Genomic DNA, 23917 nt, shown 5'->3' with positions numbered 1-23917 from the left:
GATTATCGCCCGTTGCGGCTGAGCCATTGCTCTGCCAGAACACGCGCTTTTGAATCCGCATCAAATACCGCCTCCAGATCAGGGAGCGGGACAACGGGTTCAAGATTCAAAACATCGTCGATCATACTCGCGATTTCCGGATAACGGATGCGCCGATCAAGAAATGCAGCTACTGCAACTTCGTTTACCGCGTTCAACATGGCCGGAGCACTGTTACCCGCTTCGGCAGCTTGCCGCGCCAGACGCAAACACGGAAAGCGTTGCTCGTCGGGAGCCTGGAAATCCAGACGCGCAATACTGAACAGGTCCAGTGGCGCAACGCCCGAGTCAATACGTTGCGGCCAGGCCAGGGCATGAGCGATAGGCGTGCGCATATCCGGATTACCCAACTGAGCAAGCACCGACCCATCCACGTAATCAACCATGGAATGGATGACGCTCTGGGGATGAATAACAACCTCAATCTGCTCAGGTCGCGCGTCGAACAGCCAGCAAGCCTCGATAAGCTCAAGCCCCTTGTTCATCATGCTCGCCGAGTCCACCGAGATTTTTCGTCCCATCGACCAGTTGGGATGGGCACAGGCTTGCTCAGGGGATACGTCATGCAGCTCGCTCAGTGGCGTTTCGCGAAACGGGCCACCAGAGGCTGTCAGCAGAATGCGTCGCACGCCAACCGGGGCCAGACCGCGCGCATAATCAAGCGGCAAGCACTGGAAAATTGCGTTGTGCTCGCTATCTATAGGCAGCAACACAGCACCATTTTGACGAACCGCCTGCATGAACAAGGCGCCGGACATGACCAGCGCTTCCTTGTTCGCCAACAGGACTTTCTTGCCAGCCTCAACAGCCGCCAGCGTAGGGCGCAGACCAGCAGCGCCCACAATGGCAGCAAGCACGGTATCAACCTGCGAATGAGCAGCCACCTCGCAAAGACCACCCTCCCCCACCAGTACTCGAGTATCGAGACCGGCCGCGGCCAGATCATCCTGTAACTTGCGGGCAGCCTCCTGAGTCGGCAGCACAGCAAAGCGCGGTGTGTGCTTGATGCACAACGCCAGCAATTCACTTTGGCGACTGAAGCCAGTCAGGGCAAATACCTGATAGAGATCGGGATGACGAGCAATGACATCGAGGGTGCTTAGACCCACCGAGCCAGTAGCACCTAAAACGGTTACCTGTTGAGGACGACTCACAGCACGCCCCAATCAGCAGCCCAAAGCAGCACGGCAAAAACCGGAATCGCAGCGGTCAGGCTGTCGATGCGGTCAAGCACCCCACCGTGGCCAGGCAACAGATTGCTACTGTCCTTGATACCTGACAGACGCTTGAACATGCTTTCGGTCAAATCGCCCACCACAGAGATAAATACGACGATTGCCGTACTCAGCAAACCGAACAGAAACTGCGAGGCGGACCAGTCGCGAAAGACGCCGACAATCACAGTGATCAACAGGCAGGTGGCCAAACCACCATAGACACCTTCCCAGCTTTTACCCGGGCTGACTTTCGGCGCCAGTTTGCGCTTGCCAAATGCCTTGCCGGAGAAATAGGCACCAATGTCTGCGCCCCATACCAGCACCATGACCGCAAGAATCAACCAGTTACCCAGCGGCCATTGCTTGATCAATACCAGCCCCTGCCACGCAGGAAGCAGAATCAACAGACCGATCGCCAGCTTGCAGATCGCGCTGGACCAATGACGGCTGGACTCCGGATAGGTCAGCACCAGCCAGGTTGCAACCCCCCACCAGATGACTGCCGCCACCAGAATCCAGGGCGCAAGGCCCGGCATCAGGTAAAGCAAGAACAGCAGTGCAGCCACGCACACCGCATAGGCGACACGCGCCGATTGAGCAGGGAACCCCGCCAGACGCGCCCACTCCCAGGCGCCCAGGGTAACTACGATGCCAATGAACAGCGCAAAGCTGGCCCCGGACAATAGAAAAAAACCGCAAAGCGCAATCGGCAGCAGAATAAGCGCCGTGATGATCCGTTGTTTCAGCATTAAACCCGGGCTCCAGCTTCGATCTGCTCGCTCGTTTTACCGAAGCGACGTTGACGCGAAGCGAAATCAGCCAGCGCGGCGCGCATGGCATCGTGTTTGAAGTCCGGCCAGAACAGGTCGGAGAAATACAGCTCGGCATACGCCAGCTGCCAAAGCAGGAAGTTACTGATGCGATGCTCGCCACCGGTACGAATACACAAGTCCGGCAACGGCAGATCACCGGTCGCCAGGCAGGTTTGCAACAATTCAGGCGTTATGTCATCCGGACGCAGATGCCCGGCCTGCACTTCACGCGCCAGGCGCTGCGCAGCCTGAGCAATATCCCACTGACCACCATAATTGGCGGCAATCTGCAGAACAAAACGGTCGTTTCCTGCGGTACTGTTTTCAGCTTCTCGCATCGCGGCTTGAAGCTCGGGGTGAAAACGGGATCGGTCGCCGATAATGCGCAAACTGATCTGGTTTTCATTCAGGCGCTTGGTTTCACGGCGCAAGGCCGTGAAAAAAAGCTCCATCAACGCTCCGACTTCTTCGGCTGGTCGCTGCCAGTTTTCACTGGAGAACGCGAACAGCGTGAGCACCTCAACCTTGGCTTCGGCGCACACTTCAATGACCGCACGAACCGCGTCGACACCGGCTTTATGACCTGCAACACCGGGCAGCAGACGCTTTTTCGCCCACCGGTTATTGCCATCCATGATGATCGCGACATGACGCGGCACCGATGAAGGCGCGGTCGACTTAGTCTTTTCCATGAAAGCGCCCCGAACCTTATACGGCCATCAGGTCTGCTTCTTTTGCCTTGGTGGCTGCGTCGATATCAGCCTCTGCCTTGTCGGTCAGCTTCTGGATATCGGCAGCAGCACGACGCTCTTCGTCTTCGCTGATTTCCTTGTCCTTGACCAATTTCTTCAGGTCACCCAAGGCATCACGGCGAATATTACGCACAGCAACACGCGCATCTTCTGCCGCGCTGCGGGCCTGCTTGGTAAAGCCCTTACGGGTTTCTTCAGTCAGGGCCGGCATCGAGATAAGCAACAGCTCACCGAGGTTGGTCGGATTGAGGTTCAGCCCCGCGCTCTGGATTGCCTTGTCAACGGCAGCCAGCATGTTGCGCTCGAAAGCAACGACCTGCAGGGTGCGCGAGTCTTTTACAGTAACGTTGGCAACACCGCTCAAAGGAGTATCAGCGCCGTAGTACGGCACCATTACACTGCCCAGAATGCTTGGGTGGGCCTTGCCTGTGCGAATCTGACCAAATGCATGGCTCAGGGATTCAAGGGATTTCTGCATGCGCTCTTGAGCGTCTTTCTTGATTTCGTTGATCATTGTGCGCCTTCCTCGATCAGGGTTCCTTCAGCGCCGCCGTGTACGATATTCAGCAGGGCGCCGGGCTTGTTCATATTAAAAACACGGAGTGGCATCTTGTGATCGCGGCACAGGCAGATTGCCGTCAGGTCCATGACACCCAGCTTGCGATCCAGCACTTCATCGTAAGTCAGATGATCGAACTTCTCTGCATGCGGGTCTTTGAATGGATCTGCGGTGTACACACCGTCTACCTTGGTTGCCTTGAGAACAACGTCGGCATCGATTTCGATTGCTCGCAGGCAAGCAGCCGAATCGGTGGTGAAGAACGGATTGCCTGTACCGGCCGCGAAGATCACGACCTCTTTTGAACTCAGGTGACGCATGGCTTTACGACGATCATAGTGATCGGTCACACCCACCATCGAAATGGCAGACATCACGATGGCGGAGATATTGGCACGCTCCAGAGCATCGCGCATTGCCAGAGCGTTCATCACAGTGGCCAGCATGCCCATGTGATCACCGGTAACACGATCCATGCCGGCAGCACTCAATGCTGCACCACGGAACAGGTTACCTCCCCCGATAACCAGTCCTACCTGAACGCCTATGCCAACCAGTTGGCCGACTTCAAGCGCCATGCGATCCAGTACTTTGGGATCGATTCCGAACTCTTCGGAGCCCATCAGGGCCTCGCCGCTAAGCTTGAGTAGAATGCGTTTATAGCGAGCCTGATAACCACTGCCCTGCTGAGCCATTGCGAATCTCTCCTGCGGCGTTTTCTGAAAAAAATCTGTGCGGGCATTTTATGCCTGCGCTAACTCTAGCTTGACGCTGCGACAGCGTCAGAAGAATGCAGCCTTGTAAGCCACTTCTCCAAGGAAAACAAATACCTTTTCCTTTTTGACAAAGAGGCTGCGCGCGTAAGCGGGCAGCCTCTTCGGTTCAACAGTTGCAAACCATCTTATTGCTTGGAAGCAGCAGCCACTTGAGCAGCAACTTCGTCTGCGAAGTTATCAACTGGCTTCTCGATGCCTTCGCCCACTTTGAAGTAGGTGAAAGAAACGATTTCAGCGCCGGCTTTCTTGGCCAGATCGCCTACTTTGATTTCCGGGTTCTTGACGAACGCTTGTTCAACCAGGCTGGCTTCAGCCAGGAACTTGGTGATACGACCGGCAACCATTTTTTCAACGATTTCGGCTGGCTTGCCTTTGATCTTGTCTTCGTTCAGTTGCAGGAAGACGCCCTTCTCGCGCTCGATCGCTTCGGCAGAAACTTCCGAAGGCAGCAGGAACTCAGGGTTGCTGGCAGCAACGTGCATCGCGATGTCTTTGGCCAGTTCAGCGTCGCCGCCTTTCAGGACAACAACAACACCGATCTTGTTGCCGTGCAGGTAAGCGTTGACCACGTCACCTTCAATGCTCGACAGACGACGGATGTTGACGTTCTCGCCAACTTTGGCAACCAGAGCAGTACGCTCAACTTCCTGAGCTTCGATCAGCGGAGCTGCGTCAGTCAGTTTGTCAGCGAATGCTTTTTCCAGGCTGCTGGTGACGAAGTTCTTGAAATCGTCTTGCAGGGCCAGGAAGTCAGTCTGAGAGTTGACTTCGATGATGGTAGCGCGCTTGCCATCTTCAGCAACCTTGACAGCGATAGCGCCTTCAGCAGCAACGTTGCCTGCTTTTTTGGCAGCCTTGATCGCGCCCGAAGCACGCATGTCATCAATGGCTTTTTCGATGTCGCCGCCAGCCTTGGTCAAGGCCTTTTTGCAATCCATCATGCCTTCGCCGGTACGCTCGCGCAGTTCTTTAACCAACGCTGCAGTAATCTCTGCCATTTCAAAATCCTCTTGGATAGGTCTTAAACCATTCCACCCGCCAGAGCGGGCGTTCAAATTCTTGAAAACGCATGGTGACAGCCGTAGATGACAAGAACGTCATGACAACGCCGACACATGGTTTTCGAGGTGGCAAAAAGGGGGCCAAGCCCCCTTTTTGCGTACTGAGTAAACGCTAGGCGTTAGTTACTCAGCCTTCAACTGCAGCTGCTGGAGCTTCTTCGACGAAAACGTCGGTGCCGCCAGCAACATTGTTGCGACCACGGATTACAGCGTCAGCCATCGAACCCATGTACAGCTGGATAGCGCGGATTGCGTCATCGTTGCCTGGGATGATGTAGTCAACGCCTTCCGGGCTGCTGTTGGTATCGACTACGCCGATAACCGGGATACCCAGCTTGTTAGCTTCGGTGATCGCGATGCGCTCGTGATCAACGTCGATAACGAACAGTGCGTCTGGCAGACCGCCCATGTCCTTGATACCACCCAGGCTACGATCCAGCTTTTCCAGATCGCGAGTGCGCATCAGCGCCTCTTTCTTGGTCAGCTTGGCGAAAGTACCGTCTTCAGCCTGTACTTCAAGCTCACGCAGACGCTTGATCGACTGACGGATGGTTTTGAAGTTGGTCAGCATGCCGCCCAACCAGCGGTGATCGACGTACGGCGAACCGCAACGTGCTGCTTCTTCAGCAACGATCTTGCCAGCGGAACGCTTGGTGCCGACGAACAGAATCTTGTTTTTGCCCGAAGCCAGTTTTTCAACGAAAGTCAGAGCTTCGTTGAACATAGGCAGGGTTTTTTCAAGGTTGATAATGTGAATCTTGTTACGCGCGCCGAAAATGTATTTACCCATTTTCGGGTTCCAGTAACGGGTCTGGTGACCGAAGTGCACACCGGCCTTCAGCATATCGCGCATGTTGACTTGGGACATGATAGTTCCTTGATAAGTCGGGTTAGGCCTCCACGTATCCCAATGACCAACCAGCGGCTTCGAGCCGAGGGCACCCAGGTCATCGTGTCGACACGTGTGTGGGTTAGTGCTTGCGGGGCTTACCCCGGAAAGCGGCGCATTTTATACCATAGAAGTCTGGATAACGGAAACCCAATTACGTGCAGGTTGCACGATGCTTTACTGCCCCAGTCATTAGCCCTGTGTAAGCACGAATAATGCGGAGGCGATTTTTTGCGTACATATCCATTACCGGGGTAACGGCTGATATTGGCAGCGCCCTTACGGCGCCTCACTTTTGTTCCGGAAGCCGGCCCAGCCAAAAGTAAGCAAAAGGCTCTTGCCCCACCACTGGGTGCCTCGCTGTCGCTCGGCATACCCGTAATCCGACATTGCTGCGTGGGGCCGCCGCCACCGGCCATCCATGGCCTGAGGCGGCTAAACCGGCATCCCTGCCGGTTTGCCCCACACAGCAATATCGAACTCCGGCCGGCGTGGTTTAACGGGGCGCCTCAGATCAAAATCAAAAGCAGAGCAGAGCAAAAGCAGAGCGAGAACGGTGGTATCGCCTCGGACCGGTAGGAGCGAACTTGTTCGCGAGACGTCGGCACAGTCAAAACAGGCATTGTCTAGCACGCCGCATCGCAGCCTTCGGCAGCTCCCACAGATGCCCGGCAAATCCGCACAATCAGATCGGCTGTCAGGCGGCCGCGCTTTTGATTTTGATCTGAGGCGCCCCGTTAAATCACGCCGGCCGAACGCAGATTCTGAACCGTGGGCAACCCGGCAGGACGCCGGGTTAGCCGCACCGGGCCATGGATGGCCCATTGGCGGCCCACGGGACAGGTCCATGCTTACTTTTGCGCTCCATCAAAAGTGAGGCGCCGTAAGGGCGCAACCAATTTCAGCCGTTACCGCCATAACGGATATGCACACAAAACTAAAAGCCCCAGCACCCTATATAAGGAAGCAACAATCCCCCGCCTGCGACGGTCTGCTAGAATCGCCGTTTTCCGTATTAGCCGCGCCGCCTGTGCGCCGAGAGAGTTCGTATGACCGTCACCATCAAAACCCCCGAAGACATCGAAAAAATGCGCATTGCCGGTCGTCTGGCTGCCGATGTCCTGGAAATGATCGGTGCTTACGTCAAACCTGGCGTCACCACCGAAGAGCTGGACCGCATCTGCCACGACTACATCGTCAATGAGCAGAAAGCGATACCCGCACCGCTGAATTACAAAGGCTTCCCCAAGTCGATCTGCACCTCGATCAACCATGTCGTGTGCCATGGCATCCCGAATGAGAAGCCGTTGAAAAATGGCGACGTGCTGAACATCGATGTCACCGTGATCAAGGATGGCTACCACGGCGACACCAGCAAGATGTTCCACGTAGGCAAAGTGCCTGAGTGGGCCGAGCGCCTGTCGAAAATCACCCAGGAATGCCTGTATAAAGGCATCGAGATCGTCCGCCCGGGCACCACTCTCGGTGATATTGGCGAAGTCATCCAGAAGCACGCGGAAAAAAGCGGCTTCTCTGTAGTCCGTGAGTATTGCGGGCACGGCATCGGCAAGGTGTTCCATGAAGAGCCGCAAGTCGTGCATTACGGCAAGGCAGGCGAAGGAATGGCACTGGTCGAAGGCATGACCTTTACCATCGAGCCAATGATCAACCAGGGCCGCGCCGAAACCCGCCTGCTGGGTGATGGCTGGACCGCAATCACCAAGGACCGCAAGCTGTCGGCACAGTGGGAGCACACCATTCTGGTCACCGCTGACGGCTATGAGATTTTTACCCTGCGCAGCGACGACACCATCGCCCGCACATCAGCCTGATCACAACGCTCGCTTGATCTAGATAAAAGGAAAGCAGTTCCATGCCGCAGGTGGATCCCGATTTGTTCGACCGTGGTCAGTTCCAGGCCGAACTGGCGTTGAAAGCGAGTCCGATTGCCGCATTCAAGAAAGCCATCCGCAATGCGCGGGAGGTGCTTGATGCGCGCTTCAAGTCAGGCCGCGATATCCGCCGTCTGATCGAAGACCGCGCCTGGTTCGTGGACAACATCCTGCAACAGGCATGGGACCATTTCGACTGGAGCGAAGAAGCCGACATCGCGTTGCTCGCAGTCGGTGGTTACGGCCGCGGCGAACTGCACCCTTATTCGGACATCGACCTGTTGATCCTGCTGGACAGCGCCGATCACGAAGTTTTCCGTGAGCCCATAGAGCGCTTTCTTACCCTGCTCTGGGACATCGGCCTGGAAGTAGGGCAAAGCGTACGCTCGGTAGACGAATGCGCAGTGGAAGGCCAGGCCGACCTCACGGTGATCACCAACCTGATGGAGAGCCGCACTATCGCAGGGCCCGAACGTCTGCGTCAGCGCATGCTCGAAGTCACCAGCCCGAAACAGATGTGGCCCAGCAAAGAGTTCTTCCTGGCCAAGCGTGCCGAGCAGAAAACACGGCATCACAAGTACAACGACACCGAGTACAACCTGGAGCCTAACGTCAAAGGTTCGCCCGGAGGCCTGCGGGATATCCAGACCATTCTCTGGGTCGCCCGTCGCCAATACGGCACTTTGAACCTGCATGCACTGGCGGGCGAAGGCTTTTTGCTGGAAAGCGAAAACAACCTCCTCGCCTCTTCTCAGGAGTTTCTCTGGAAGGTGCGTTACGCCCTGCACATGCTGGCAGGTCGCTCCGAAGATCGCCTGCTGTTCGACCATCAGCGCAGCATCGCCAGCCTGCTGGGCTATCAGGACAGCGACGCCAAGCTGGCCATCGAACGCTTCATGCAGAAGTACTACCGGGTAGTGATGAGCATCGCGCAGCTCAGCGACCTGATCATTCAGCACTTCGAAGAGGTCATCCTGACCGACGACGAAGGTGCGAGCACTCAGCCGCTCAACTCACGCTTCCAGGTGCATGACGGTTACATCGAGGCGACCAACGCGAACGTATTCAAACGTACGCCGTTTGCCATGATCGAAATTTTTGTGCTGATGGCTCAACACCCGGAAATCAAAGGTGTGCGCGCCGACACCATTCGCCTGCTGCGCGAACACCGGCATTTGATCAACGATGATTTCCGTAACGACATTCGTAACACCAGCCTGTTTATCGAGCTGTTCAAATGCGAATTAGGCATTCATCGCAACCTGCGCCGAATGAACCGTTACGGCATTCTGGGTCTGTATTTGCCCGAGTTCGGTCACATCGTCGGGCAAATGCAGCATGACCTGTTCCACATCTACACCGTTGATGCGCACACGCTCAATCTGATCAAGCACTTGCGCAAGCTCCAGTACACACAGGTGTCAGAGAAATTCCCGCTGGCGAGCAAGGTCATGGGCAGGCTGCCGAAGCCTGAGCTGATCTACCTGGCAGGCCTGTATCACGACATCGGCAAGGGCCGCGGCGGCGACCACTCGGAGCTGGGCGCGGTCGATGCTGAAGCATTTGGTATCCGCCATCAACTGCCTGACTGGGACACGCGCCTTATCGTCTGGCTGGTCAGCCATCACCTCGTGATGTCCACTACAGCCCAGCGCAAGGACTTGTCCGATCCGCAGGTGATCCACGATTTCGCCCAGTTTGTCGGCGATGAGGTTCATCTGGATTACCTCTATGTGCTGACGGTTGCTGATATCAACGCCACCAACCCGACACTCTGGAACTCATGGCGCGCCAGCCTGCTGCGTCAGCTTTATACCGAAACCAAGCGCGCCCTGAAGCGCGGCCTGGAGAACCCGGTAGACCGCGAAGAGCAGATACGACGCACTCAAATTGCCGCGCTGGATATTCTGGTTCGTAACGGCACTGACCCGGACGATGTGGAACAACTCTGGTCCCAACTGGGCGATGACTATTTCCTGCGTCATACAGCAGGTGACGTGGCCTGGCACAGCGATGCGATCCTGCAGCAACCGACGGATGGCGGTCCGCTGGTTCTGATCAAGGAGACCACCCAGCGCGAATTCGAAGGCGGCACGCAGATTTTTATCTATGCGCCTGATCAACATGACTTCTTCGCCGTAACAGTGGCGGCAATGGACCAGTTGAACCTGAACATTCATGACGCCCGGGTCATCACCTCAAGCAGCAGGTTCACCCTCGACACCTATATCGTGCTCGACAACGATGGCGGCTCGATTGGCGATAATCCTGTGCGTATCAAGGAAATTCGCGACGGCCTGACCGACGCATTGAGGAACCCGGACGACTACCCGACCATCATCAAACGTCGTGTACCGCGCCAGCTCAAGCATTTTGCTTTCCCGCCGCAGGTCACGATCCACAACGATGCGCAGCGCCCGGTAACGATCCTGGAGCTTTCAGCACCGGATCGCCCCGGCCTGCTGGCACGGATTGGCAAGATCTTTCTGGAGTTCGACCTGTCGCTGCAAAATGCCAAGATCGCCACGCTGGGCGAGCGGGTGGAAGACGTGTTCTTCATTACCGATGCCAATAACCAGCCGTTGTCCGATCCTCAGTTGTGCAGCCAGTTGCAGGACGCCATCGTCAAGCAACTGAACGTCAACCACGAGCCCGGCGAATTGCGCATCAGTATCTGAGTAAACCCTGACGCTGTTCAATGAATCGACTTACGGCGCTCGCTGACTTGAGCGCCCTGCTTCTGGAAGCCAGCCCCATGAATAACGCGATGCAATTGCTTCAGCCCTACCCTTTCGAAAAGCTTCGCGCCCTGCTCGGCAGCGTGACGCCAAACCCTGAAAAGCGCCCGGTCGCGCTGTCCATTGGTGAACCCAAGCATCGCTCGCCAGACTTCGTGGCCAAAGCCATGACTGACAACCTTGACCAGATGGCAGTCTATCCGACCACATTGGGCATCCCGGCGTTGCGCGAAGCCATCTCCGGCTGGTGCGAGCGTCGCTTTGGCGTACCTGATGGCTGGCTGGACCCGGCGCGGAACGTGCTGCCGGTCAACGGGACTCGCGAAGCGCTGTTTGCCTTCACCCAGACCGTAGTCAACCGTGGCGATGACGCGCTGGTGGTCAGCCCGAACCCGTTTTATCAAATCTACGAAGGCGCAGCGTTTCTGGCTGGCGCGAAGCCTCACTACCTTCCATGCCTGGTCGAGAACGGTTTCAATCCGGACTTCGACGCAGTGTCTGCCGATATCTGGAAGCGCTGCCAGATCCTGTTCCTGTGCTCGCCGGGCAATCCAACGGGCGCGTTGATCCCGCTGGAAACCCTGAAAAAGCTGATCGCTCTGGCTGACGAGCATGACTTCGTGATTGCTGCGGACGAGTGCTACAGCGAGCTGTACTTCGACGAGCAGACACCACCAGCTGGCCTGCTGAGCGCCTGCGTGGAACTGGGCCGCAAGGATTTCAAACGTTGCGTGGTATTCCATAGCCTGTCCAAGCGTTCGAACCTGCCGGGCCTGCGCTCCGGCTTCGTTGCTGGCGATGCAGAGATCCTCAAGGCCTTCCTGCTCTATCGCACCTACCACGGCTGTGCGATGCCAGTACAAACTCAACTGGCCAGTATCGCTGCCTGGAACGATGAAGAACACGTGCGCGCCAATCGTGACCTTTACCGCGAGAAGTTCGAGGCAGTTCTGGAGATTCTTGCGCCGGTGATGGACGTACAGCGTCCCGATGGCGGCTTCTACCTGTGGCCAAGCGTCGGCGGCGACGACGCAGAATTTTGTCGAGACCTGTTCGTTGATCAACATGTGACCGTGGTGCCGGGCTCTTATCTATCCCGCGAAGTGGACGGTTTTAACCCGGGTGCTGGACGCGTGCGCCTGGCACTGGTTGCGCCGTTGGCTGAATGCATTGAAGCCGCAGAGCGGATTCGCGACTTCATCAACAAGTAATGCGTATACCCCACGGCATGCAATGTGCCGTGGGGTGCTGATCAACGAAGAAGAATACTTCCTGCTGCCGTCCAGATTTGCTTTTCGTCTATTTCACCACACCCAGATTTGCCTCGTTCAAGTCCAGCTGCGCAAGGATCTGGCGCAGCACATCGTCGCCGATCTGATGTTGACGGTGCAGGCGATACAGCTCCAGCCGTTGGGCACGCAAGGCGCTGACACGCATGCGCCGCTCGATCAGGTCCATCTGGAACGCCAGGGCCTGAGCCTCGGACGTGTCGTTGAAGACGTCCAGACGGTGACGATACTCAGACATGACTCGCGCTTTCACTTCAGTCGCCAACGCGGCCTGCGCCGCATCCTGAGCACTGGCCCCACTACTGACCTCTTCATTTTCAAGCGCGTGAATTGCCGCCTGAGCAATGCGTTTCCATGCCTCCCCCACTTCATGTTTCATGCGCAGGTCAGGCTCGCTGACCAGGCCACGCAACAGCAGAGGCAAGCAGATACAGGCTGCCACCAGGGATAGCAAAATCACTCCGGCAGCAATGAAAATCAGCAGATCACGCTGAGGGAAGGCGACACCGGCACTGATCAGCATCGGCACCGACAAGGTGCCGGCAAGCGTTACCGCACCGCGAACGCCGCCTACGGTCAGAAGCAGCGAGGCGCGGGTCGATAACTCAAGCGTGCCTTCGCTGCGCCCTCGCCAGCGTCGAATCCGAATCAGCAAACGCCAGACGCTTTGCACCCAGATATAGCGCAGCACAACCAACACCAGAAAGATCGCCAACACGTCCAGACAGCGATACAGCAAGGCAGGCCAGACGGTGATTTCATCGTGAGTGACGGCACTGATAATATCCGGCAGTTGCAGCCCCAACAGCAGGAAGATCAGACCGTTGAAAGCGAACTCCAGTAAGGTCCAGACACTGCGATTGAGCAAGCGGGTACTGGTCTGGCGTGGCAGCAGATCGACCCAGCTTTGCATCATCCCTGCCGCCACTGCCGAGAGAATGCCAGAAGCCCCCAATTGCTCAGCCAGCACATAGGCCGCAAATGGCAGCAGTAACATGAACACCACATGAGTCGCAGGATCGTCCCAGCCACGCGTGATCATCCAGCTACGAAAACGCCCGACCAGCCAGCTCAAGGCAACACCAACAGCGAGCCCGCCACAGGCCACCAGCACAAACGTCAGGCTCGCATCAGCCAGCGAGAACACTCCGGTGATCGCCGCCGCCAGTGCAAACTTGAACGTCACCAGGCCGGACGCATCGTTCATCAGCGCCTCGCCTTGCAGCATCCGCATGATCGGTGCCGGCAGACGATCCTGGGCAATGGCCGAGACGGCGACGGCGTCAGTGGGCGACAGCACAGCGGCCAGAGCGAAGGCCACTGGCAAGGGGATACTGGGCAATAGCCAATGGATGAAGTAGCCCGCGCCGACAACAGTGAATACCACCAGCCCCACGGCCAGGGTCAGGATTGGCCCGCGATAACGCCACAAGTCGCGCTTGGGCATGCGCCAGCCGTCAGAGAACAGCAGCGGCGGCAGAAACAGGAATAGAAACAGCTCGGGGTCCAGCGCCACGTGCAGGCCCAGTGTGGGCCAGGCCAGCAAAGCCCCGGCAGCAATTTGTACCAGCGGCAACGGCAGCGGGATAACACGGGCCAGTAACCGCGAGATCCCCACCAGAGTCAGCAGGATAAGGACGGTGTAGGCGGTTTGCATTGCGGGATTTCCTTAAAACATGTCGAACTGCATTGACGCGATTTTCTGTGGGTGCTGCCCCGGCATCCATGACACCACGCTGTCTAGCGGCAAGCACAGGACCTGTAGGCGTTGCCGAAGGCTGCGATCGCGGTCTGTCAGGATAAATGTTTCGCAGCCTTCGGCAGCGCCTACAGATCCCCTGCAAGAGGGAGGCACTTAGTGCACATCGAAGTGCCATATTAACGGTTTAAGCTGCTGCACCGCCGTCACCCATAGGTATGAATCAGGCAAAACATCGTGTCCGGGTACATAAAGACGTCGGCAGTACACGCCCAGCACGCGTGTCCGTGGCATAATCCGTCACCGTTTTTCAACTGTCTCAAAGGGGGCAAGCTCGTGGCTGATGAAATCAACAAGTTGCACCTGTATGGGATCAAAGCGTGCGACACGATGAAAAAGGCTCGCACCTGGCTCGATGAAAAGCCGGTGAGCTACGATTTTCACGACTATAAAACCCAAGGCATCGATCGCGAACATCTGACCCAGTGGTGCAACGAGCACGGCTGGCAAACAGTGTTGAATCGTGCCGGCACCACCTTTCGCAAGCTGGATGAGGCGCAGAAAGCCGACCTCGACCAGGATAAAGCGATTGAACTGATGCTCGCTCAACCGTCGATGATCAAGCGCCCGGTGCTTGATCTTGGTGACAGAACCCTGATTGGCTTCAAACCAGACCTGTATGCAGCGGCTATCGCCTGACTGAGATAGCCCTTTAAATTCGTAAGAGGTATTTGCATGTCCACTTCCCTGTTCAGCCTGGCCTTCGGTGTCGGCACTCAAAACCGTCAAGGCGCATGGCTGGAAGTTTTCTACGCACAGCCACTGATCAACCCGTCTGCTGAATTGATCGCAGCGGTTACACCAGTACTGGGTTACACCGGTGGCAACCAGGCCATTACCTTCAACACCGATCAGGCGTCGAAACTGGCTGAAGCCCTCAAGTCCGTTGATGCTGGTCAGGCTGCCTTGCTGACCCGTCTGGCCGAAAGTCACAAGCCGCTGGTTGCGACTCTGCTCGCCGAAGATGCAGCGCTGACGTCCACGCCTGAGGCCTACCTCAAGCTGCACCTGCTTTCCCACCGTCTGGTCAAGCCGCACGGCTTGAGTCTGGCCGGGATCTTCCCGTTGCTGCCAAACGTTGCATGGACCAGCCAGGGCGCCATCGACCTGAACGAACTGGCACCGCGCCAACTGGAAGCACGCCTCAAGGGCGAACTGCTGGAAGTGTTCTCCGTCGACAAGTTCCCGAAAATGACCGATTACGTCGTACCGACCGGCGTGCGTATCGCTGACAGCGCACGTATCCGTCTGGGCGCTTACATCGGTGAAGGCACTACCGTGATGCACGAAGGTTTCGTCAACTTCAACGCAGGCACCGAAGGCCCGGGCATGATCGAAGGTCGTGTTTCGGCTGGCGTATTCGTCGGCAAAGGCTCTGACCTGGGTGGCGGTTGCTCCACCATGGGTACCTTGTCCGGTGGCGGCAACATCGTCATCAAAGTCGGCGAAGGCTGCCTGATCGGCGCCAACGCCGGTATCGGTATCCCGTTGGGCGATCGCAATACTGTGGAGTCTGGCCTGTACGTGACGGCTGGCACCAAGGTTGCGCTGCTCGACGACCAGAACAAGCTGGTCAAAATCGTCAAAGCCCGTGATCTGGCCGGTCAACCTGACCTGCTGTTCCGTCGCAACTCGGAAACCGGCGCTGTGGAATGCAAAACCCACAAGTCGGCCATCGAGCTGAACGAAGCGCTGCACGCTCACAACTGATCGATGCTGCATCAGGTCCGATCACATGATCGGGCCTGACTCACCGAGTCAAAGCAAATGCCCCTGTTTTCCCCTTGGCGCGCTGACTTTCCAGCCATCGACGCCCTGCAACGGCAAGGCCAGACCTATCTGGACAACGCCGCGACCACCCAGAAACCTCAAGCCCTGCTCGACGCCCTGAACCATTACTACGCCAATGGCGCAGCCAATGTGCATCGCGCCCAGCATTTGCCCGGCGCTCATGCGACTCAGGCGTTCGAAGACAGCCGCAACAAGGTTGCTCACTGGCTCAATGCCGGAGAGTCAGGTCAGATTATTTTCACTCACGGAGCCACCTCCGCGCTCAATCTGCTGGCCTACGGCCTGGAGCATGAGTTCGTGGCGGGCGATGAAATCGCCATCAGCGCGCTGGAACATCACGCCAACCTGCTGCCCTGGCAGCAACTGGCTCAACGTCGCGACCTGAAACTGGTCATTCTGCCGCTCAATGAGCAAGGGCTGATCGACCTGAACGCCGCTGCGCAACTGATCAGCGACCGTACCCGCCTGCTGGCCGTCAGCCAATTGTCGAACGTGCTGGGTGCCTGGCAGCCACTGCCGGAATTACTCGCACTGGCCAAGGCCCAAGGCGCACTGACGGTTGTCGATGGCGCTCAAGGTGTGGTCCACGGTCGACATGACGTGAAAGCACTGGGTTGCGACTTCTACGTGTTTTCCAGTCACAAACTGTACGGCCCCGAAGGCGTCGGCATTCTGTATGGCCGCAATGAAGTGCTGCCGCGCCTGCAACACTGGCAGTTCGGCGGCGAGATGGTCCTGACGACTGATTACGAACACGCGAAGTTCCGCCCGGCACCGCTGGGCTTCGAAGCCGGAACACCACCGATTGCAGGTGTGATCGGCCTTGGCGCGACACTGGACTACTTGCAGAGCCTCGATCACCGCGCAGTGCTGGAGCATGAAGCTGCCCTGCACGCCCTGTTGCTTGAGGGCTTGCGTCAGCGTGATGGTGTTCGAGTGCTGGGCGAGCCGCAACTGGCGCTGGTCAGCTTCACGGTCGATGGCGTGCACAACGCCGATCTTGCCCACCTGCTGACAGAGCAAGGCATCGCCGTGCGTGCAGGACATCACTGCGCCATGCCGTTGCTGAAAAGCCTTGGCCTGTCGGGGGCGATTCGGGTGTCTCTTGCGCTGTACAACGACTCAAGCGACTTGCAGCATTTCTTCAACGCGCTGGATCAGGCGCTGGAGTTGCTGCGATGAGCCTGCCCATCGACGCACAAAAGGCGCTGGACATCTTCGCTCAACCTCAGGGCTGGGAGCAGCGTGCGCGACTGCTCATGCAATGGGGCGAGCGATTGCCCGCTCTGGCGGATCATGAAAAGTCCGAAGAGCACCTGGTTCATGGGTGTGAAAGCAAGGTCTGGTTACTAGGCGAGATGACCCAAGGCCACTGGCAGTTTCGCGCTGCCAGCGATGCGCGGATGATTCGCGGTCTGGTGGCGCTATTGCTGGCACGGGTCAACGGATTGTCGGCAGCGGAGCTCCAGCAAGTGGATTTGCCGGACTGGTTCAACCAACTCGGTTTAAGTCGCCAACTCTCCCCTTCTCGCAGCAACGGCCTCAATGCCGTGCTGCAAAGGATGCGTCAGTTGGCAGCAGTAGCAGGCTGAGGCGGCACCGAGACCGGTTTGGCTCGCTCCGAAGGGCGGCGTACACCAGCAACGATCTTGTCTACAGCCTTGGTGGCCGCGACCATACCGAAGGTCGCTGTCACCATCATCACCGCGCCAAAACCACCGGCGCAATCCAGCTTGACCCCATCTCCGACAAAACTCTTCTGCAGACAAATGCTGCCATCCGGCTTCGGATAACGCAGCTGCTCGGTAGAGAACACACACGGCACGCTGTAATGACGATTCATGGTCCGCGAGAAGCCATAATCGCGACGCAGGGTCGAACGCACTTTTGAGGCCAGCGGATCGTTGAAGGTACGGTTCAAGTCGCAGACCTGAATCAGCGTCGGATCAATCTGCCCACCTGCACCGCCGGTAGTGATGATCTGGATCTTGCGACGCTTGCACCAGGCAATCAACGCAGCCTTGGCGTTGACCGCGTCGATGCAGTCCAGCACGCAATCCAGATCCGGCGTGATGTACTCGGCCATGGTGTCGCGGGTCACGAAGTCAGCAACCGCATGCACCACGCAATCCGGGTTGATCGCCCGTAGGCGCTCAGCCATCACCTCGACTTTGGGGCGGCCGACGGTGCTGTCCAGCGCATGCAACTGGCGGTTGCTGTTGCTGACGCAGACGTCGTCCAGATCAAAGAGGGAAATCTCACCCACACCAGAACGCGCCATGGCCTCGGCCGCCCAGGAGCCGACACCGCCGATACCGACCACAGCAACATGGGCAGCACGCAGCCGCTCCAGACCTTCGATGCCGTACAAACGGGCGATACCTGCAAAACGCGGATCTTCTGAACTCATGACCAATACCCCAAAAACCGGCGCGCATTATAGGGCTTTGGCTGGGTTAGGGCATCCTGAAGGTGGGTGATTGGTCAGAAAATGTACTGAGGTGGGGGCTGACGCGGTTATTCAGGTATGCCGCCTCGCGAACAAGTTCGCTTCTACCACGGCGACGAGGAGACCCAGACCGATCGCTTTGAAGGTAGGAGGCAACTTGTTGGCGAGAGGGGCTGACACGGTTATTCAGGTATTCCGCCTCGCGAACAAGTTCGCTCCTACCACGGCGACGAGGAGACCCAGACCGGTCGTTTTGAAGGTAGGAGGCAACTTGTTGGCGAGAGGGGCTGACACGGTTATTCAGGCATACTGCCTCGCGAACAAGTTCGCTCCTACCACGGCGACGAGGAGACCCAGACCGGTCGCCTTTAAAGGTAGGAGGCAACTTGTTGGCGAAAGGGGCTGACGCGGCTTGAGGGACGCTCACGATACCGGCGCGATGCCACCCCTTTTACACGGGAGGAAATAAGCGCCCTTATCCATAAACGGCGGCCTCCCCTCCCCGTTTTGCTTTAAGATAGGCGCCTTTTTCGCGCCCTTATACGATCTGCAGGAGCTGCCGAGAGCTGCGAAGGTGATAAGCCTGACGCATCGCAATTCGCAGCCTGCGGCAGCTTCTACAGGTCCACTGCGCTATCAACCGGAGTTTTGTACATGACGGCCCCAGCCGACCTTTCGCCTACGCTGCAACTTGCCTGCGACCTGATCCGTCGCCCCTCGGTTACGCCCATTGATGCCGATTGTCAGGCTGTAATGATGGGACGCCTTGGGAACGCAGGCTTCAAGCTGGAGCCAATGCGTATCGAGGACGTGGATAATTTCTGGGCCAGTCATGGCAACAACGAAGGTCCGGTGCTGTGCTTTGCCGGTCATACCGATGTGGTGCCGACCGGTCCGGTACAGGCTTGGCAAAACGACCCGTTCGACGCGCTGATCGATGCAGACGGCATGCTGTGCGGACGTGGCGCAGCCGACATGAAAGGCAGCCTGGCAGCGATGCTGGTGGCGGCTGAGCGCTTTGTCGCAGATCACCCTGACCACAAAGGCAAAGTCACTTTCCTGATCACCAGCGACGAAGAAGGTCCGGCGCATCATGGCACCAAGGCTGTGGTCGAGCGATTGCGTGAGCGCAACGAGCGTCTGGACTGGTGCATCGTCGGCGAGCCGTCGAGCACCACACTGGTGGGCGATGTGGTCAAAAACGGTCGTCGCGGCTCCCTTGGCGCAACCCTGACCGTTCGCGGCAAACAAGGCCATGTGGCGTATCCACATCTGGCGCGCAATCCGATTCACTTGGCCGCTCCGGCGCTGGCAGAACTGGCCGCAGAGCATTGGGATGAAGGTAATGACTTCTTCCCGCCGACCAGCTTCCAGATTTCCAATCTGAATTCCGGGACCGGCGCGACCAACGTGATCCCCGGTGATCTGGTGGCCGTGTTCAACTTCCGCTTCTCTACCGAATCCACCGTCGAAGGCCTGCAACAACGGGTATCGGCCATTCTCGACAAACATGGTCTGGACTGGCATGTGGATTGGGCGTTATCCGGCCTGCCATTCCTCACTGAACCGGGCGATTTGCTCGATGCGGTCTCGGCGAGCATCAAAGCCGTCACTGGCCGCGAGACCAAAGCGTCTACCAGCGGCGGCACCTCTGACGGGCGTTTCATCGCCACATTGGGCACGCAGGTTGTGGAGCTGGGCCCGGTCAACGCGACGATTCACCAGGTCAACGAGCGCATTCTGGCCAGCGATCTCGATGTACTGACCGAGATCTACTATCAGACTCTGGTCAAGTTGCTCGCGTGATGCTGACCTGCCCGATCTGCTCTGCCCCGCTGACTGCGGTGTACAACGGCGTAGCCTGCCCGGCCAACCATCGTTTCGACCGCGCGCGTCAGGGGTATCTGAACCTGTTGCCGGTGCAGCACAAGAATAGCCGCGACCCTGGTGACAATCAGGCCATGGTCGAGGCGCGCCGGGATTTCCTCAATGCCGGGCATTACGCGCCTGTCGCCAGGCGTCTGGCAGAGCTGGCCGCTGAACGTGCTCCCGCGCACTGGCTGGACATCGGTTGTGGTGAGGGTTACTACACCGCGCAAATCGCCGAAGCCCTGCCGGATGCCGATGGCTATGCGCTGGACATATCCCGTGAAGCGGTAAAACGCGCCTGTCGTCGTAACCCGACGCTGACGTGGTTGATCGCCAGCATGGCTCGCGTCCCGCTGCCGGATGCCAGCTGCCAGTTTCTGGCCAGTGTGTTCAGCCCGCTGGACTGGAACGAGGCCAAGCGCCTGCTGACGCCGGGCGGCGGTTTGATGCGGGTCGGCCCGACCAGCGAGCATTTGATGGAGTTGCGCGAGCGGCTTTACGACGAAGTGCGTGACTATGCTGATGACAAACATCTGGCATTGGTGCCAGAAGGCATGTCACTGGCTCACAGTGAGACACTGCGTTTCAAGCTCAGTCTCGTTGACGGTCAGGCACGCGCCAACCTGCTGGCCATGACGCCCCACGGCTGGCGAGCCAGCGCAGAACGTCGCGCCAATGTGATTGAACAGGCCGAACCTTTCGAGGTGACGGTTTCCATGCGCTACGATTATTTCGTATTGCAATAACAAACAACGAAGATCCCCGCTAACGGGCATCCGACCGAATCCGCGAATGGATTTTTTCACTTTCTCACGAGGCATCCATGCGCCAACCCGATATCGAGATTTACCTGAAAGACACTGATGTTGATCACAAGGCCATTGCCGAGTGGCTCAGCGCTTCACTGGGTCAATGCACCGACTGGGTACAGAAAGGCCAGACCTGGAAGTGCAAAGCGGGCAACGTGCCGGTCACCTGGCTACCCAAGGCGGTAGGTAAATGGAACAGCCTGCATCTGGACAGCGATGACACCCCATGGGAAGACGACATCGCCTGCGCCCGTGCTGCGTTCGTTGCCCTGAATGTTGAAGTACGCTGCGCACCCGGCACCTGGGTTGAAGAAGAAAGCGAAGAGACGGCGGATCGCTGGATTCGTATCAGCGCTGATGGCGAAGAAGAGATTACTTGGAAGACGGCGTAACGCATTCTTTTCCTGTAGGCAATTCTATGTTCGCCCGCAGGCTTACGGGCAGCATCGCGCAAATATCTGGAATGGCGCAAAGTCTGTGGGAGCGAGGCTTGCCCGCGATGAAGCTGGACGCAATGGGCCTGATGGTTGCGGTGGCCTTATCGCGGGCAAGCCTCGCTCCCACAGGGTTCACCGCTCATAAAATCTTAACCCTTCGCCCCCTTTTGCCCAACCCCACCAGATACGGCACACTAGCGTCCTCGCGGGCCTCGCCCCCTTTTGTGCAGATGCCGTATGACCCGTTCTCCGTTCCGCCGCCTTGTATTTGGCACCTTGCGTCGCTTGTTGTATCTCTGGGTTCGTTCCGAGACCATCAATCAGTCTTCGTTCACGCTTAATCTGGATCGCAGTCGGCCGGTATTTTACGCCTTGCAGTCGCCCTCCATGAGCGATCTGGCGGTTATCGACACCGAATGCCGCAAGGCCGGCCTGCCGCGTCCTATCCTGCCGGTGTCAGTGGGCGAGCTGGTTGAGCCGGCTGCCTTCTTCTACCTCACACCGTCTCCGGACTGGCTTGGCCGTCAGGACAAACGCGGTGCGCCGCCGACACTGGAGCGACTGGTCAGTGCTGTCAGCCAGAACGCCACCGAAGATGCGCAAATCATTCCGGTCAGCGTGTTCTGGGGACAATCGCCGGATCGCGAGTCCAGCCCATGGAAGCTGCTGTTTGCCGACAGCTGGGCTGTCACTGGCCGGCTGCGGCGGTTTGTGAGCATCCTGATCCTGGGCCGCAAAACCCGGGTGCAGTTCTCTGCACCGATTCACATGCGTGATCTGGTCAGCGAGAACAAGGGTTACGAACTGACCCTGCGCATGACCCAACGCCTTCTGCGTACTCACTTTCGCAATTTGAAGACTGCCGTAATCGGCCCCGATGTATCGCACCGGCGCAACCTGGTTAAAGGCCTGCTGGACGAACCGCTGGTCAAACAGGCGATCCTCGAAGAAGCAGAGCGGGAAAGTATCCCCGAAGCCAAAGCCCGTGAAATGGCGTTGCGTTACGGCAACGAAATCGCCTCGGACTACACCTATTCGGCGATCCGCTTTCTGGAAGTGATCCTGAGCTGGTTCTGGAACAAGATTTACGACGGCATCAAGGTCAGTCATATTGAAGGCGTGCAGGACGTTGCCCAGGGTCATGAAGTGATCTACGTGCCCTGCCATCGCAGCCACATCGATTACCTGCTGCTTTCCTATCTGCTGTTTCGCAACGGCCTGACGCCCCCGCACATCGCGGCGGGTATCAACCTGAACATGCCAGTCATTGGTAGCCTGCTGCGTCGTGGCGGTGCATTTTTCATGCGTCGTACGTTCAAGGGCAATCCCCTGTACACCTCGGTGTTCAACGAGTATCTGCACACGCTGTTCACCAAGGGCTTCCCGGTGGAGTACTTCGTCGAAGGCGGACGCTCGCGCACCGGACGCATGCTGCAACCCAAGACCGGCATGTTGGCGATTACTCTGCGTAGCTTCCTGCGCAACTCACGTATGCCAATCGTATTTGTGCCGGTCTACATCGGTTACGAGCGCGTACTGGAAGGCCGCACTTACCTGGGCGAGCTGCGCGGTGCGACAAAAAAGAAAGAATCGATCTTCGATATCTTCAAGGTCATTGGCGCCTTGAAGCAGCGCTTCGGTCAGGTTTCAGTGAACTTCGGCGAGCCGATCAAGCTGGCTGAATTCCTCGATGATGAACAACCGGACTGGCGTGAACAGCAGTTGGGGCCACAATTCAAACCCGCCTGGCTCAACGAGACCACCAATCGCCTAGGCGAACGTGTGGCTCAGCATCTGAACGAAGCCGCTGCGATCAACCCGGTGAATCTGGTTGCGCTGGCGCTGCTGTCCACCCAGAAGCTGGCGCTGGACGATCTGGCGATGGAACGGGTCCTCGACCTGTATCTGACGCTGCTGCGCCGTGTACCGTATTCGCCGCACACCACCCTGCCGGAAGGTGACGGTCGAGCGTTGATTGAACATGTGAAAAGCATGGACCTGCTCTCGGAACAGAAGGACGCACTGGGCAAGATTTTGTACCTGGACGAACAGAATGCGGTGTTGATGACGTATTACCGCAACAACGTCCTGCACATTTTCGCCCTGCCCTCGCTGCTGGCCAGTTTCTTCCAGAGCTCATCGCGCATGAGCCGCGAGCAGATCCTGCGCTACACCCGTGCGCTGTATCCGTACCTGCAGTCGGAGCTGTTCATCCGCTGGCCATTGAACAAGCTGGACGAAGTGGTTGATGAATGGCTGCAAGCATTTGTCGAGCAAGGCCTGCTGCGCTTCGAGAACAACGTTTACCTGCGTCCCGCACCGAGCTCCCGAGAGTTTGTGTTGTTGACGCTGTTGTCGCGGGCCATTGCCCAGACATTGCAGCGGTTTTACATGGCAATCTCGCTACTGCTCAACAGCGGACAGAAAACCCTCAGCGCGGAAGAACTGGAAGACCTGTGTACGGTGATGGCTCAGCGGCTATCGATCCTGCACGGCCTGAACGCTCCGGAATTCTTCGACAAAAGCCTGTTCCGTCACTTCATCCAGACCCTGCTGGACCTGGGCGTATTGCGTAAGGACCCGGCTGGCAAATTGAGTTATCACCCGCTGCTGGGCGAACTGGCCGAGGGCGCTGCCAAGCGGGTACTGCCTGCCGAGATTCGTCTGTCGATTCGCCAGGTGGCGCTGCACGGCAGTGAAGACGCCAGCGAACCGGAGCCGGTCGAAGAAAGCCGTTGATCCTGGCGATTTCAGCACCGCCAGCCAGACTGACTTCCTG

Annotated in this window: 20 protein-coding genes; 11 read left to right on the top strand and 9 right to left on the bottom strand. The window is 57.7% G+C overall.

Features of this window, described 5'->3' with window-relative positions:
- Window positions 1-2 precede the first annotated feature (2 nt).
- The 7 genes from ispC to rpsB form a co-directional block, all read right to left on the bottom strand.
- Entirely contained in the window at window positions 3-1193 is a 1191-nt protein-coding gene (ispC, locus tag ACYASS_RS16415; RefSeq protein WP_243247967.1) for a 1-deoxy-D-xylulose-5-phosphate reductoisomerase, read from the bottom strand.
- Window positions 1190-2005, bottom strand: coding sequence for a phosphatidate cytidylyltransferase (locus ACYASS_RS16410; protein WP_463586887.1), 816 nt, complete (start codon window positions 2003-2005; stop codon window positions 1190-1192). Before ACYASS_RS16410 ends, ispC begins: the two co-directional genes overlap by 4 nt.
- Window positions 2005-2760: a polyprenyl diphosphate synthase gene (gene uppS, locus ACYASS_RS16405; RefSeq protein ID WP_122665212.1), complete on the bottom strand. Its 756-nt coding sequence runs from the start codon at window positions 2758-2760 to the stop codon at window positions 2005-2007. Before uppS ends, ACYASS_RS16410 begins: the two co-directional genes overlap by 1 nt.
- A 16-nt stretch (window positions 2761-2776) precedes the next feature.
- Window positions 2777-3334 carry a ribosome recycling factor gene (gene frr, locus ACYASS_RS16400; protein ID WP_243247969.1) on the bottom strand — a complete coding sequence of 186 codons (558 nt, stop codon included), beginning with the start codon at window positions 3332-3334 and terminating at the stop codon, window positions 2777-2779.
- Entirely contained in the window at window positions 3331-4074 is a 744-nt protein-coding gene (gene pyrH / locus ACYASS_RS16395; protein ID WP_027898810.1) for a UMP kinase, read from the bottom strand. The genes frr and pyrH overlap by 4 nt, the downstream gene beginning before the upstream one ends.
- A 206-nt stretch (window positions 4075-4280) precedes the next feature.
- Window positions 4281-5153 (bottom strand): translation elongation factor Ts, encoded by an 873-nt coding sequence (tsf, locus tag ACYASS_RS16390; RefSeq protein WP_243247970.1) that lies wholly within the window; start codon window positions 5151-5153, stop codon window positions 4281-4283.
- Window positions 5154-5343: 190 nt separating this feature from the next.
- On the bottom strand, window positions 5344-6084 hold the full coding sequence (rpsB, locus tag ACYASS_RS16385; RefSeq protein ID WP_087273903.1) for a 30S ribosomal protein S2: 741 nt from the start codon (window positions 6082-6084) through the stop codon (window positions 5344-5346).
- 1070 nt (window positions 6085-7154) lie between these two features.
- On the opposite strand from rpsB, the gene map reads away from it, so the two are divergent.
- The 3 genes from map to dapC all read left to right on the top strand — a co-directional run bounded on the left by map (window position 7155) and on the right by dapC (window position 11946).
- The gene (gene map, locus ACYASS_RS16380) at window positions 7155-7937 is read left to right on the top strand and encodes a type I methionyl aminopeptidase (protein WP_122665215.1); all 783 of its coding nucleotides are present in this window, start codon (window positions 7155-7157) and stop codon (window positions 7935-7937) included.
- A gap of 41 nt (window positions 7938-7978) precedes the next feature.
- Window positions 7979-10675, top strand: a complete 2697-nt coding sequence (locus tag ACYASS_RS16375; protein WP_463586886.1) for a [protein-PII] uridylyltransferase — start codon at window positions 7979-7981, stop codon at window positions 10673-10675.
- Between the two features lie 77 nt (window positions 10676-10752).
- On the top strand, window positions 10753-11946 hold the full coding sequence (gene dapC / locus ACYASS_RS16370; RefSeq protein ID WP_463586906.1) for a succinyldiaminopimelate transaminase: 1194 nt from the start codon (window positions 10753-10755) through the stop codon (window positions 11944-11946).
- Window positions 11947-12034: 88 nt separating this feature from the next.
- Here dapC and ACYASS_RS16365 read toward each other — a convergent pair whose 3' ends face one another.
- On the bottom strand, window positions 12035-13681 hold the full coding sequence (locus tag ACYASS_RS16365; RefSeq protein ID WP_463586885.1) for a Na+/H+ antiporter: 1647 nt from the start codon (window positions 13679-13681) through the stop codon (window positions 12035-12037).
- Between the two features lie 399 nt (window positions 13682-14080).
- On the opposite strand from ACYASS_RS16365, the gene ACYASS_RS16360 reads away from it, so the two are divergent.
- The 4 genes from ACYASS_RS16360 to ACYASS_RS16345 are packed head-to-tail and all read left to right on the top strand — an operon-like array spanning window position 14081 to window position 17166.
- Complete coding sequence (locus tag ACYASS_RS16360) at window positions 14081-14422, top strand: ArsC family reductase (RefSeq protein ID WP_087274114.1); 342 nt, start codon at window positions 14081-14083, stop codon at window positions 14420-14422.
- Between the two features lie 36 nt (window positions 14423-14458).
- A complete protein-coding gene (gene dapD / locus ACYASS_RS16355; protein ID WP_122397370.1) occupies window positions 14459-15493 on the top strand; it encodes a 2,3,4,5-tetrahydropyridine-2,6-dicarboxylate N-succinyltransferase in 1035 nt (344 codons plus the stop codon).
- Between the two features lie 57 nt (window positions 15494-15550).
- A complete protein-coding gene (locus ACYASS_RS16350) occupies window positions 15551-16756 on the top strand; it encodes an aminotransferase class V-fold PLP-dependent enzyme (protein ID WP_463586884.1) in 1206 nt (401 codons plus the stop codon).
- Window positions 16753-17166: a SufE family protein gene (locus ACYASS_RS16345; RefSeq protein ID WP_463586883.1), complete on the top strand. Its 414-nt coding sequence runs from the start codon at window positions 16753-16755 to the stop codon at window positions 17164-17166. The genes ACYASS_RS16350 and ACYASS_RS16345 overlap by 4 nt, the downstream gene beginning before the upstream one ends.
- Here ACYASS_RS16345 and tcdA read toward each other — a convergent pair.
- Window positions 17142-17984, bottom strand: a complete 843-nt coding sequence (gene tcdA, locus ACYASS_RS16340) for a tRNA cyclic N6-threonylcarbamoyladenosine(37) synthase TcdA (protein ID WP_463586882.1) — start codon at window positions 17982-17984, stop codon at window positions 17142-17144. The two genes, ACYASS_RS16345 and tcdA, sit on opposite strands and share 25 nt — an antisense overlap.
- A gap of 693 nt (window positions 17985-18677) precedes the next feature.
- Here tcdA and dapE point away from each other — a divergent pair.
- From dapE to plsB, 4 genes are all read left to right on the top strand, one after another.
- A complete protein-coding gene (gene dapE / locus ACYASS_RS16335; protein WP_463586881.1) occupies window positions 18678-19829 on the top strand; it encodes a succinyl-diaminopimelate desuccinylase in 1152 nt (383 codons plus the stop codon).
- Entirely contained in the window at window positions 19829-20638 is an 810-nt protein-coding gene (locus ACYASS_RS16330; RefSeq protein ID WP_463586905.1) for a putative RNA methyltransferase, read from the top strand. Before dapE ends, ACYASS_RS16330 begins: the two co-directional genes overlap by 1 nt.
- Before the next feature lie 77 nt (window positions 20639-20715).
- Window positions 20716-21093, top strand: a complete 378-nt coding sequence (locus ACYASS_RS16325; RefSeq protein ID WP_463586880.1) for a hypothetical protein — start codon at window positions 20716-20718, stop codon at window positions 21091-21093.
- Window positions 21094-21375: 282 nt separating this feature from the next.
- Window positions 21376-23877, top strand: coding sequence for a glycerol-3-phosphate 1-O-acyltransferase PlsB (gene plsB, locus ACYASS_RS16320; protein ID WP_463586879.1), 2502 nt, complete (start codon window positions 21376-21378; stop codon window positions 23875-23877).
- Window positions 23878-23917 lie beyond the last annotated feature (40 nt).

This window comes from Pseudomonas sp. HP_14 (assembly GCF_055283875.1).
This window is presented reverse-complemented; position numbering and strand designations above follow the sequence as displayed.

Bases quoted from the DNA above. Each gene is read 5' to 3' on its own strand.
- tcdA (WP_463586882.1), bottom strand. From the start codon at position 17,984: ATGAGTTCAGAAGATCCGCGTTTTGCAGGTATCGCCCGTTTGTACGGC.
- tsf (WP_243247970.1), bottom strand. From the start codon at position 5,153: ATGGCAGAGATTACTGCAGCGTTGGTTAAAGAACTGCGCGAGCGTACC.
- pyrH (WP_027898810.1), bottom strand. From the start codon at position 4,074: ATGGCTCAGCAGGGCAGTGGTTATCAGGCTCGCTATAAACGCATTCTA.
- ACYASS_RS16350 (WP_463586884.1), top strand. From the start codon at position 15,551: ATGCCCCTGTTTTCCCCTTGGCGCGCTGACTTTCCAGCCATCGACGCC.
- rpsB (WP_087273903.1), bottom strand. From the start codon at position 6,084: ATGTCCCAAGTCAACATGCGCGATATGCTGAAGGCCGGTGTGCACTTC.
- dapC (WP_463586906.1), top strand. From the start codon at position 10,753: ATGAATAACGCGATGCAATTGCTTCAGCCCTACCCTTTCGAAAAGCTT.
- ACYASS_RS16375 (WP_463586886.1), top strand. From the start codon at position 7,979: ATGCCGCAGGTGGATCCCGATTTGTTCGACCGTGGTCAGTTCCAGGCC.
- plsB (WP_463586879.1), top strand. From the start codon at position 21,376: ATGACCCGTTCTCCGTTCCGCCGCCTTGTATTTGGCACCTTGCGTCGC.
- frr (WP_243247969.1), bottom strand. From the start codon at position 3,334: ATGATCAACGAAATCAAGAAAGACGCTCAAGAGCGCATGCAGAAATCC.
- ACYASS_RS16325 (WP_463586880.1), top strand. From the start codon at position 20,716: ATGCGCCAACCCGATATCGAGATTTACCTGAAAGACACTGATGTTGAT.
- ACYASS_RS16345 (WP_463586883.1), top strand. From the start codon at position 16,753: ATGAGCCTGCCCATCGACGCACAAAAGGCGCTGGACATCTTCGCTCAA.
- dapE (WP_463586881.1), top strand. From the start codon at position 18,678: ATGACGGCCCCAGCCGACCTTTCGCCTACGCTGCAACTTGCCTGCGAC.
- uppS (WP_122665212.1), bottom strand. From the start codon at position 2,760: ATGGAAAAGACTAAGTCGACCGCGCCTTCATCGGTGCCGCGTCATGTC.
- ACYASS_RS16365 (WP_463586885.1), bottom strand. From the start codon at position 13,681: ATGCAAACCGCCTACACCGTCCTTATCCTGCTGACTCTGGTGGGGATC.
- ACYASS_RS16410 (WP_463586887.1), bottom strand. From the start codon at position 2,005: ATGCTGAAACAACGGATCATCACGGCGCTTATTCTGCTGCCGATTGCG.
- map (WP_122665215.1), top strand. From the start codon at position 7,155: ATGACCGTCACCATCAAAACCCCCGAAGACATCGAAAAAATGCGCATT.
- dapD (WP_122397370.1), top strand. From the start codon at position 14,459: ATGTCCACTTCCCTGTTCAGCCTGGCCTTCGGTGTCGGCACTCAAAAC.
- ACYASS_RS16330 (WP_463586905.1), top strand. From the start codon at position 19,829: ATGCTGACCTGCCCGATCTGCTCTGCCCCGCTGACTGCGGTGTACAAC.